Below are 11325 nucleotides of genomic sequence, written 5' to 3'. Positions count from 1 at the left end.
TGATACCGCGCGCCACCCCTGCTCAAGAATGGAAAGCGGCCCGCGCGGGGCCGTGTCGAATGTCAAGAATGGTTTGAGGGGGCGTCCGGCACCCCGCTGCCATCCGTGCACTCCACCACCTGGGGCCGGTCCTGCGCCTCCTGCGGCAGGTTCGCCGGGCTCAGGGCCGGAGGGCGCGACACGATGGCCTGGCGGACCAGTGCCTCGAAGCTGCGCACGGGCACGGGCGGACTGAGCAGGTAGCCCTGCCAGGCATGGCAGTGCTGGTCTTCGAGGAATTGGCGCTGCGCCTCGGTCTCCACACCCTCGGCGATGACCTGCAGGCCCAGGCTGGTACCCAGGGCGACGATGGTGCGCGCAATGGCCGCGTCGTTGGGGTCGCTGAGCACGTCGCGCACGAAGCTGCGGTCGATCTTGAGCTGGTCCAGCGGCAGGCGCTTGAGATAGGCCAGCGAGGAGTAGCCGGTGCCGAAGTCGTCCAGCGAGAACCCCACGCCGTGTGCCTTGAGCGTGGCCATCTTGGCCGCCGTGTCGTCCACGTCGGCCAGCAGCAGGCTTTCGGTCAGCTCCAGCTTGAGCAGGCGCGGATTGGCACCGTGCTCCTTGAGCGCCTGCAGCACCTGCTCCACGAAGCGCGCCTGGTGGAACTGGCGCGGGCTGACGTTGACGGCCAGCATCAGGCAGGCCATGTCCGGCTCCGCCGCCCATTGCGCCAGTTGCCGGCAGGCCTCGCCCAGCACCCATTCGCCCAGTTGCTGGATCAGGCCCGTTTCCTCGGCCAGCGAGACGAAGAGCGACGGCGGCACCAGCCCTTCGCGCGGGTGGTTCCAGCGCAGCAGGCCCTCGGCGCCGACGATGCGCCCGTTCGCCACCTGCGGCTGGTAGTACAGGACGAATTGCGAGCGCACCAGGCCCTCGCGCATTTCCTGCTCCATGGCCGTGCGCGATCTGAGCACGGCCTGCAGTTGCGGATCGAAGAACTGCAGCGTGTTGCGCCCCATGCCCTTGGCCTGGTACATGGCCATCTCGGCACGGCGCAGAACCTCGTCGGCACTGAGTTCCTGCTCGCCGAACAGGCTGGCGCCAATGCTCAGCGTGATGTGGCAGGACTGGCCACTCAGTTGCAGCGGTTGCAGCAGCAGCGAACGCATGCGCTGGACCTCGCCTTCGAGCTTGGAGGCGGCGTGCATGGAGTCCTTGCCCAGGTCCTCCAGCAGCACGACGAAGTCATCGCCGCTGTGACGGGCCAGCGTGGCCTCGCGGCCCAGGGACTGGGCCAGTCGCTCGGCAATCATGCGCAGCAGCACGTCGCCCAGTTCCAGCCCCAGGCTGTCGTTGAAGGCCTTGAAGTTGTCCACGTCCAGCAGCATGACGGCGCCACAGCGCCCGCGACGGCGGCTGGAGGCCAGCGCCTGCTGCAGCCGGTCCACCAGCAGGCGGCGGTTGGGCAGGCCGGTAAGCGCATCGTAGAAGGCCAGGCGGCGAATTTCTTCTTCGGCGGTCTTGCGCTGGCTCTGGTCCTGCAGGATCAGCAGGCAGCCTTCGTCCAGCAGCATGCCGCCGATGGATACGGAGCGCGCGCAGCCGTCGCTGCCTATGAGCTGGTACTCCTCGGAGTTGAGGGTGCCGCAGCTGTCGGACTCGCTGCCATGGGAGCTTTGGGCAACGCGCGCCCGCGCCTGCGCAGCCTCGAAGCGGCGCTGCATGCGCTGGCGGCGGGCTTCATCCGGGCACATGTTGCGCCACCAGCCGTCGCCATCCATGCCGGCCGTGGCGCCATGGCCTGCCAGGCGCATGAATTCCTCGTTCCAGTAGGCGAAGCGGCCATCCTCCTGCAGCATGGCCAGGCCCAGGGGCAGGCGCTGGATGACCATGCGCAGGTGGCGCGATCCGTCGCGCTGCATTTGCTGCAAGTGGCGGCGCGCGCTGATGTCCTGCACCAGGGCCATCAGCCGCAGCGATGGGCCGTGGCCCAGCGCGGAGATGTGCAGTTCCACCCAGACCAGGCTGCCGTCGCTGCGCCGCAGCTGCCGCTCGATCTGCAGGGCGCGGCGCTGGCCCGCAGCCAGTTCCTGCAGCAGCAGCCTGTCGCCCTCCACCGTTTCGGCGGCCACCAGGGCCAGCAGGGGGCGCTGGCACAGCTGCTGTGCCTCGTGGCCGGTGATGTCGCAATACCTGCGGTTCACATGCAGGACATTGCCGTTGGCCGCGTCGATCTGCACCACGCCCACGGCGGCCTGCTCGAACAGTGCCTGAAAGCGGGCATCGCTCTCGCGCATGCTGCGGGAAGAGGCACGCAGTTGCGCCCAGCTGGACGGATGGCGCCGCCACCAGGCTGCCGCCAGCGAGGCCAGCAGGACTGACACCAGCATGCCCAGCGCAAACAGCACCAGGGGCTGGGCACGCTCGGTCCAGGACAGGGCCGTGCTCACGGGAATGAAGTTCAGCCGCCACAGCCGGTCCTGGGCCTGCAGTGTCTGCTCCAGCACCACCTGGCCGGTATCGCCCAGGCCTACCGCATCCTGCCCGCGCTCGGGCCAGGCAGCACCCAGATACAGCGGCAGCGGCGATACGCCGGCCGGCGGCAGGGGCGAGACCGGGCCTGCGTCATGCATGGCCAGCGCTAGCCGGCCCAGGAAGCCGCGCTCATGCAGGTCCTGCACCAGGTCGTGCACACGAATGCTGACGTCGGCCGTTCCCAGGAACAGCGGATGCGCGGCCGTGCCATCCGGAGACTGGTGGTCCGCCAGCGCAAAGACGGGCGCGCGCACCAGCACGGCGGTGGCATGCTCGCCGGGCTGCTTCATTGCAAACGGCGCCGAGACCACGGCGGCCGCGCTGTCCCGGCTGCGCAGCATGCTGGCCATGAGACTGGGGCGGTCGTGCATGTCCAGGCCGGCGATGGATTCATTGCCTTCCACCGGCCAGAGATAGTCGATGAAGAAATAGTGGGGATCGGGCCTGAACGAGGCCGACGGATCCTGGCTGGCCTGACCGCGCTCCGTTGCGGCCCGCGTAAAGGTCAGCGCCTGCATGCCGGGCTGTATCTGTATGCGCAGCGCCTGCGCAATGCGCGCGAAGGCCTGCTGCCCCATCTCGGGAGAGGCGGCCAGCTGGTTGGCCACATGCTGGACCATGACGGCATAGGCATCCAGGCGCATCTCCAGCGCCTGGCGGGCAGACTGGGCCTGTTGCGTATGGCGTTGCAGGTCGATGCGCTCCAGCGCCCGCTGCTGCTGCAGGGCGAGCGCGGCGCTCAGGCACATGCCCACCGCCATGACGGTGGCGGCTGGCCAGGCGGTCCGGATGGCTACAAGCGTGCGCTGGGCAAAAGCTGACATGGAGCGGCTAAGGCTGAATAGGCAGTCACGGGGAATCGGTCCAGGAGCACGGAACCACTCGTTGCCAGCCCCATGGCCAGCCACCCGAAAAGGCCGGGCAGGCCATGTGGAGCAGAGAGCGAGGATAAATGGATTTCGGCACCCGGCAGGCAAATCATATGTAAGACAAATCCTACAAACGCCTTTGCTCTATCGTCGGAATGCGCTCTTGCTGAAGACCTCCACGGGCAAACCCTAGAGTGCAGGCAGCAAGGTGCTTGTACCCGGCCCCATGTGCCCGGGCTCGCCGGGCCTGCCGGGCCTTGCCGGGCACCAGGGGTGGAGGGCGAGGCATTGCACAAGCCCTCATCCATGAAATCAGAGGCGGCAGTTTTGAAACAACAATGAAACGGATGGTACGGCAGCAGGTGGCGCTGCAGCCCTTCAGCCTCTGGCAGCAGGCTGCGATGCTTGCACGGGTTTCCCCTTGAGTCGGATGGCATGCTGCTTGCAACAAGCCTGGTGCACTGCCAACCATAACTCTGCAGGAGACACCAACCCATGAGCATCAACCGCCGCCGCTTTTGCGCCGCCCTGCCCGCCCCGCTGGCCGGCCTTGCGCTGCCGCACCAGGGCCTGGCCCAGGAGGCGTTTCCCAGCAAGTCGCTGAAGATCGTCTGCCCCTTCGCACCCGGCGGCGGATCGGACTTCATTGCGCGCGTGGCCTCCAACGTGCTCAACGACAGGCTGGGCCAGCCCGTGGTGGTGGAGAACCGGCCGGGCGCCGGTGGCACGCTGGGCACCGAGTACGCGCTGCGCTCGGCGGCCGATGGCTACACGCTGCTGCTGGTGGCGGGCAGCTATACGGTCAACCCTTCGCTGTACAAGCTGCGCTTCGACCCCGTGGCCGACATGACGCCCGTGATCCAGCTGTCCAAAGGCGCCTACGTGGTCTGCGTGAGCCCCCGCGTGCCCGCCAGAAACCTGCAGGAATTGCTGACCTATGCGCGTGAGAACCCGGGCAAGCTGACCTTTGCCTCGGCCGGCAATGGCAGCCATCTTCACATCGTCACCGAGTACCTGTTCGGCATGGCCAAGGTCAAGGCCACGCATGTGCCCTATCGCGGCACGGGCCCGGCCGTGACCGATCTGCTGTCGGGCAATGTGGACATGCTGGTGGCAGGCACCGAGGCGCTGATGCAGCACGTCAAGAGCGGCAAGCTGCACGCCCTGGCCGTGACCACAGCCCAGCGCCTGCCCGCCTATCCCGAGATTCCGTCGGTGGCCGAAAGCGGCCTGCCGGACTATGACGTGGTGGCCTGGCACGGCCTGCTCGCGCCCAAGGGCCTGCCGCCCGCCGTGCTGTCGCGCATCAATGCTGCGTTGGACACCGGCCTCAAGGCGCCGGCACTGCTGGCCCAGCTGGAGCCCACGGGCGTGTCCCCGGCAGGCGGCACACCGGCCCAGTTCGGCGCCCTGATCCAGTCCGAGATTCCCCGCTACGCCAAGGTGGTGAAAGACAACGAAATTCGCGCACAGTAATAGGCGCCCAGCAATCGGCTCACGCAGGCCCGAGAATCCATCCGCCCCCATGACGTCCCGCTACAAGAAACCCCTGCCCGGCACCACGCTGCACTACATCGACGCCCGCGCCGCCGTCGATGCCCTCTCGCCCGGTGCCTGGGCACGCCTGCCCTACACCGCCCGCGTCCACGCCGAGAACCTCGTGCGCCGCGCCGATCCCGCGCAGCTGGACGGCTACCTGCTGCAGCTCATCGAGCGCCGGCGCGACATCGACTTTCCCTGGTACCCCGTGCGCGTGGTCTGCCACGACATCCTGGGCCAGACCGCCCTGGTGGACCTGGCCGGCCTGCGCGACGCCATTGCGGCCGAAGGCGGCGACCCCGCCCAGGTCAACCCCGTCGTGCCCGTGCAGCTCATCGTGGACCACTCGCTGGCCGTGGAGTGCGGCGGCTTCAATCCCGATGCCTTTGCGAAGAACCGCGCCATCGAGGACCGCCGCAACGAGGACCGCTTCCACTTCATCGAGTGGACGAAGAAGGCCTTCGCCAACGTGGATGTGATTCCCGCAGGGAACGGGATCATGCACCAGATCAATCTGGAAAAAATGTCCCCCGTGGTCACTGTGCAGGATGGCCTGGCCTTCCCGGACACCTGTGTCGGCACCGACTCGCATACCCCCCATGTCGATGCCCTGGGCGTGATCGCCGTGGGCGTGGGGGGCCTTGAGGCCGAGAACGTCATGCTGGGCCGCGCCTGCTGGATGCGCCTGCCCGAGATCGTGGGCGTGCGCCTCACGGGCCGGCGCCAGGGCGGCATCACCGCCACCGACATCGTGCTGGCCCTGACCGAATTCCTGCGCCAGCAAAAGGTGGTGGGCGCCTATGTGGAATTCTTTGGCGAGGGCGCCGACAGCCTGAGCATCGGCGACCGCGCCACCATCTCCAACATGTGCCCTGAATACGGCGCCACGGCGGCCATGTTCTCCATTGATGCCCAGACCCTGGCCTACCTGCGCCTGACCGGCCGCGACGAGGTCCAGGTGCGCCTGGTCGAGGCCTATGCGCGCACCGCGGGTTTCTGGAGCGACACCCTGGCCGGGGTGGAGTACGAGCGCCTGCTGCAGTTCGACCTGTCCACCGTGGTGCGCAACATGGCCGGCCCCTCGAATCCGCACCGGCGCCTGCCCACCTCGGCCCTGGCCGAGCGCGGCATTGCCGATGCGGCAAAACTGCAGGCCGCCCGCGCCCAGGAGAGCCAGGGCCTGATGCCCGATGGGGCCGTCATCATCGCGGCCATCACCAGCTGCACCAACACCAGCAACCCGCGCAATGTCATCGCCGCGGCCTTGCTGGCGCGCAATGCCAACCGTCTTGGATTGGTGCGCAAGCCCTGGGTCAAATCCTCACTGGCGCCGGGCTCCAAGGCCGTGGAGCTGTATCTGAAGGAGGCCGGGCTGCTCAGCGAGCTGGAGCAGCTGGGCTTTGGCATCGTCGCCTTTGCCTGCACCACCTGCAACGGCATGAGCGGCGCGCTGGACCCCGCCATCCAGCAGGAAATCATCGAGCGCGACCTCTACGCCACGGCCGTGCTCTCGGGCAACCGCAACTTCGACGGGCGCATCCATCCCCAGGCCAAACAAGCCTTCCTGGCCTCGCCGCCGCTGGTCGTGGCCTATGCGCTGGCGGGCACCATCCGCTTCGACATCGAGCAGGATGTGCTGGGCGTGGTGGACGGCCGCGAGATCCGCCTCAAGGACCTGTGGCCCGCCGACGAGGAGATCGACGCCATCGTCGAGCAATCGGTCAAACCTGCGCAATTCCGCGCCGTCTACGAACCCATGTTCGCCATCCGCAAGGACGATGGCGACAAAGCCTCGCCCCAGTACGACTGGCGCCCCCAGTCCACCTACATCCGCCGCCCGCCCTACTGGGATACCGAAGGCGTGGGCGCGCTGGCGGCCTTCCCGCGCACGCTGCGCAACATGCGGCCACTGGCCCTGCTGCCCGACAACATCACCACCGACCACCTGTCGCCCTCCAACGCCATCCTGGCCGACAGCGCGGCGGGCGAATACCTGGCGCGCATGGGCCTGCCCGAGGAGGACTTCAACTCCTACGCCACCCATCGCGGCGACCACCTGACGGCCATGCGCGCCACCTTCGCCAACCCGCAGCTGGTCAACGAAATGGCCGTCATCGACGGCGTGCAGCACAAGGGATCGCTGGCGCGCATCGAGCCCGAAGGGCGCGTGGTGCGCATGTGGGAGGCCATGGAAACCTACCTGAACCGCCGCCAGCCGCTGATCATCATCGCGGGTGCCGACTACGGCCAGGGCAGCTCGCGCGACTGGGCGGCCAAGGGCGTGCGGCTGGCCGGAGTCGAGGCGGTGGTGGCCGAAGGCTTCGAGCGCATCCACCGCACCAACCTCATCGGCATGGGCGTGCTGCCGCTGCAGTTCGTGCCGGGCACCGACCGCAGGACCCTGGGGCTGGACGGCACGGAGGTCTATGGCGTGGAAGGCGAGCGCACGCCGGGCACCCAACTCACTCTGGTGATTGAACGAAGAAGCGGCCAGACGCTGCGCGTGCCCGTGACCTGCCGGCTGGACACGGCCGAGGAGGTATCGGTCTACGAGGCGGGCGGCGTGCTGCAGCGCTTCGCCCAGGACTTTCTTGCACAGACACAGGACGCTTGATGAACACCACACCCCAGATCCGCATTCCCGCCACCTACCTGCGCGGCGGCACCAGCAAGGGCGTGTTCTTTCGCCTGCAAGACCTTCCGGAGACTGCGCAGCAGCCGGGCGCCGTGCGCGACGCCATCCTGCTGCGCGCCCTGGGCAGCCCCGACCCTTACGGCAAGCAGATCGACGGCATGGGCAATGCATCGTCGAGCACCAGCAAGGCCGTGATCCTCTCGGCCAGCACGCGCGAAGGCCATGACGTGGACTACCTGTTCGGCCAGGTCTCCATCGACCGGCCCTTCGTGGACTGGAGCGGCAACTGCGGCAATCTCTCGGCCGCCGTGGGGCCCTGCGCCATCCACATGGGATTGATAGCCCCTGCGCGCATTCCACGCAACGGCACGGCCACCCTCCGCATCTGGCAGGCCAATATCGGCAAGACCATCGTGGCCCATGTGCCCATCACGGACGGACAGGTGCAGGAGACGGGCGACTTCGAGCTCGATGGCGTGACCTTTCCTGCGGCCGAGGTGGCGTTGGAGTTCCTGGACCCTGCCGATGAGGGAGAGGACGGAGGAGCCATGTTCCCCACGGGCCATCTCGTGGACCGGCTGGATGTTCCCGGAGTCGGCAGCTTTGCAGCCACGCTGATCAATGCGGGCATTCCGACCATCTTCCTGAACGCAAAGGACCTGGGCTACACGGGCTGCGAGCTGCAGGACGCCATCAACGGCGATGCCGAGGCGCTGGCGCGCTTCGAGGCCATACGCGCCCACGGCGCCCTGCAGATGGGCCTGATCCAGGAACTGTCCGAAGCCGCCAGGCGCCAGCACACGCCCAAAATCGCCTTTGTGGCACCGCCAGCGCCCTACACGGCCTCCAGCGGCAAACGCATCGAGGCGGGCGATGTGGACCTGCTGGTGCGCGCCCTGTCCATGGGCAAGCTGCACCACGCCATGATGGGCACTGCGGCGGTGGCCATCGGCACGGCGGCAGCGGTGCCGGGCACGCTGGTGAATCTGGCGGCGGGCGGCGGCGAACGCGGCGCCGTTCGCTTCGGCCATCCCTCCGGCACGCTGCGCGTGGGCGCCGAGGCCCGGTTGGTGAATGGCCAGTGGCAGGTGACCAAGGCCTTGATGAGCCGCAGCGCGCGCATCCTGATGGAAGGCTGGATCAGGGTGCCTGGCGAGGTGTTGAACGCCGCGTGAATGCGCAGGGCCCGGCTTCAGATCTGGGCCGTGCTCACGCCTGGCCGGTCAGCGCCGCTGCGTGCCACGTCTGCAGTTGCTCCAGCGTGTTCGTCGTGCCGCCGCAGGCCACCACCAGCACGCGCTTGAAACCCTGCAGCGCAGGTGCGCCTGCGTAGGCCAGGGCCAGCGCGGCACCGCAGGCGGGCTCCACATGCAGGCGATGGTCATCAATGAAGCGCAGGCAGGCGTTCAGCGCCTGCGCATCCGTCACTACGGCGCTGCGCACGGGGTGCACCTGCGACAGATCGAAGGCCCGCTGGCAGACCTGGCGCGCGCCCAGCGAGGTGGCAACGCTGGTGATGCGGTCCAGCAGCACGCGGCGGCCCTGGGCCAGCGACTGCGCCAGGGAGTCGGCGCCGGCTGTCTCCGCAGCAATCACGGGCACATCAATCCAGCCATGGCGCTCCAGGCCCTGCACCACGCCGGCCAGCAGGCCGCCGCCGCCCACGGCCAGCACCACGGCGTCGGGCTTGAAGTCGGCAGCAGCCAGCTCATCGACCAGGGTGGAATGCCCCGCCCACAGCAGCGGGTCGTCAAACGGATGGACAAAGGCATCCTCGGCACCCAACAGGGACTGGGCCAAGGCATTGGCCTCGTCCCAGACGGCGCCATGCACGATCAGCTCGGCGCCCTGAGCACGGATCAGTGCCCGCGCATGCTCGGTCGTGGTTTGCGGTACGACCACGGTGACGGGTATGGACAGCTGCCGCCCGGCATAGGCCACGGCAATGCCGGCATTGCCGCCCGACGAAGCTACAAAGCGCTTCTTGCCCTGGCGCGCCAGGATCTCGCAGGCATGGCCTATGCCGCGCAGCTTGAACGATCCGCAGGGTTGCAGCGCATCCAGCTTGAGCCAGATTTCAGGACCACCGACATGGCTCAGGGCATGGGACGGGATAAGGGGAGTGAAGGTGTGCAAAGGCATGGGGTGGCAGTGTAGGACTGGCGTTCAGCCGCGATAATCCCTTGGCTTTTCAAATATTCTTTGCGCCATGAGCACAAATCAAGCCCTGCCCCTGTTCGGAGAAATGGCCATCTTCGTCAAGGTGGTGGACACGGGCAGCTTCTCCGAGGCCGCACGCCAGCTGGGCAGCACGCCATCGGCCACCAGCCGGGGCGTGGCGCGGCTGGAAAGGGCTCTGGGCCTGCGCCTGCTGGAACGCACCACGCGCAAGCTGCGCCTGAGCGAGGCCGGCCGTGAGGTGCATGCGCGCTGCCTGGACATGGTGGGCGCCGCCCAGGCCGTCATGGCCGCGTCCCTGCTGCAGGACGCGCAGCCGCGCGGCCTGGTGCGCATCAGCGTGCCCAAGGCCGTGGGCCGTACCGTGGTCCATCCCCACATGCCCGACTTCCTGGCCCTGTATCCGGAGGTCGATGTGCAGATGCGGCTGGAAGACCGCTACATGGACCTGATCGACGACCCGGTGGACCTGGCCATACGCATCACCAACCACCCGCCACCGGGCCTCATGGGTCGCCACCTGATGGACATCGACCATCTGCTGTGCGCCTCGCCCCAGTACCTGGCCCGGCACGGCACGCCCGTGCATCCACTGGAGCTCAAGGCCCACAGCTGCATCTACCTGGGCGAGGAGCCCGGCGACGCGCACTGGAAGCTGCGCGGCCATGGCAAGACCGTCACCGTGGCCGTGCGCGGGCGCTATGCCGCCAACCACACCGGTGTGCGGCTGGACGCCGTGCTGCAGCACATCGGCATCGCCAGCCTGCCCCGCTTCACGGCACGCGAGGCCCTGGCGGACGGGCGCATCGTGCAGGTGCTGCCGGACTGGAGCTTTCTGCCCAACTACAGCGGCCAGCTGTGGATTCTTCACCCGCCCACGCGCCACCTGCCGCTCAAGCTGCGCGTGCTGATGGATTTCCTGGCCGAGCGGCTGGGCGGGGTTGGTGGGCCGCCGGTCCAGCGTGGCTAGCACCACAGCGGCAAGCGCTTGACAAACCTGGGGGGTGGCCGCGAAGCGTTGACCGGCGGCGCACGCACCTGCGTCGATACACTTTCGGCTTCACATCTGAGGGACGGTCATGGACACGAGCATCTATGTTTCGGAGCTGACAGCGGATCTGGAAACGGAGTTCATCAAAGGTGCCAGCCAAAGCCGCAAACTGCACGCGCCATGGGTGTCGCCCCCCAGCACGCCGCAGGAATTTCAGAGCTACCTGGCACGCGTGCAGGAGCCGGCTGGGGCCGCCTTTGTGATCTGGGAGTGGCACAGCGACGGTTTTGCCGGAATCGTGCAGATCACGAACATCGTGATGGACCCGTTCCGCTGTGGCCTGATCGATTTCTATGCGTTCTCGGGCTTTGAGGGAAAAGGCCTGATGAAGGAAGGCCTCGCGCATGTCGTGAAGCAGGCTTTCAGGACATTGAAGCTGCATCGGCTGGAAGCCAACATCCAGCCTGAGAACAAGGCAGCCATTGCACTGGCCAAGTCATGCGGCTTCAAGCTGGAGGGCTTCTCACCGGCGTTCATGAAGGTTGGAACCCGCTGGCGAGACCATGAGCGCTGGGCGATGCTGGCCGCTTAGGTTG

7 protein-coding genes are annotated in these 11325 nt (G+C 67.6%); 5 read left to right on the top strand and 2 right to left on the bottom strand.

What is annotated here, in order from left to right:
- Positions 1 to 62 precede the first annotated feature (62 nt).
- On the bottom strand, positions 63 to 3341 hold the full coding sequence (locus tag INR38_RS18440) for an EAL domain-containing protein (protein ID WP_207442611.1): 3279 nt from the start codon (positions 3339 to 3341) through the stop codon (positions 63 to 65).
- Between the two features lie 540 nt (positions 3342 to 3881).
- Between INR38_RS18440 and INR38_RS18435 the strand changes: the two genes are divergently transcribed.
- The 3 genes from INR38_RS18435 to prpF are packed head-to-tail and all read left to right on the top strand — an operon-like array spanning position 3882 to position 8735.
- On the top strand, positions 3882 to 4862 hold the full coding sequence (locus INR38_RS18435; protein ID WP_013802568.1) for a tripartite tricarboxylate transporter substrate binding protein: 981 nt from the start codon (positions 3882 to 3884) through the stop codon (positions 4860 to 4862).
- Positions 4863 to 4911: 49 nt separating this feature from the next.
- Positions 4912 to 7539, top strand: coding sequence for a Fe/S-dependent 2-methylisocitrate dehydratase AcnD (acnD, locus tag INR38_RS18430; protein ID WP_207442612.1), 2628 nt, complete (start codon positions 4912 to 4914; stop codon positions 7537 to 7539).
- Positions 7539 to 8735, top strand: coding sequence for a 2-methylaconitate cis-trans isomerase PrpF (gene prpF / locus INR38_RS18425; protein WP_207442613.1), 1197 nt, complete (start codon positions 7539 to 7541; stop codon positions 8733 to 8735). The genes acnD and prpF overlap by 1 nt, the downstream gene beginning before the upstream one ends.
- A gap of 34 nt (positions 8736 to 8769) precedes the next feature.
- On the opposite strand, the gene INR38_RS18420 is transcribed toward prpF, so the two are convergent.
- Complete coding sequence (locus tag INR38_RS18420; RefSeq protein ID WP_207442614.1) at positions 8770 to 9702, bottom strand: pyridoxal-phosphate dependent enzyme; 933 nt, start codon at positions 9700 to 9702, stop codon at positions 8770 to 8772.
- Between the two features lie 67 nt (positions 9703 to 9769).
- Between INR38_RS18420 and INR38_RS18415 the strand changes: the two genes are divergently transcribed.
- Together INR38_RS18415 and INR38_RS18410 are read left to right on the top strand one after the other, a co-directional pair.
- Complete coding sequence (locus INR38_RS18415; RefSeq protein WP_099753023.1) at positions 9770 to 10708, top strand: LysR family transcriptional regulator; 939 nt, start codon at positions 9770 to 9772, stop codon at positions 10706 to 10708.
- Positions 10709 to 10817: 109 nt separating this feature from the next.
- Positions 10818 to 11321, top strand: a complete 504-nt coding sequence (locus INR38_RS18410; protein WP_013802573.1) for a GNAT family protein — start codon at positions 10818 to 10820, stop codon at positions 11319 to 11321.
- Positions 11322 to 11325: the final 4 nt, after the last annotated feature.

This window comes from Delftia sp. SD018, from assembly GCF_017355445.1.
GTDB classification, from domain to species: Bacteria; Pseudomonadota; Gammaproteobacteria; order Burkholderiales; family Burkholderiaceae_C; genus Comamonas; species Comamonas acidovorans.
This window is presented reverse-complemented; position numbering and strand designations above follow the sequence as displayed.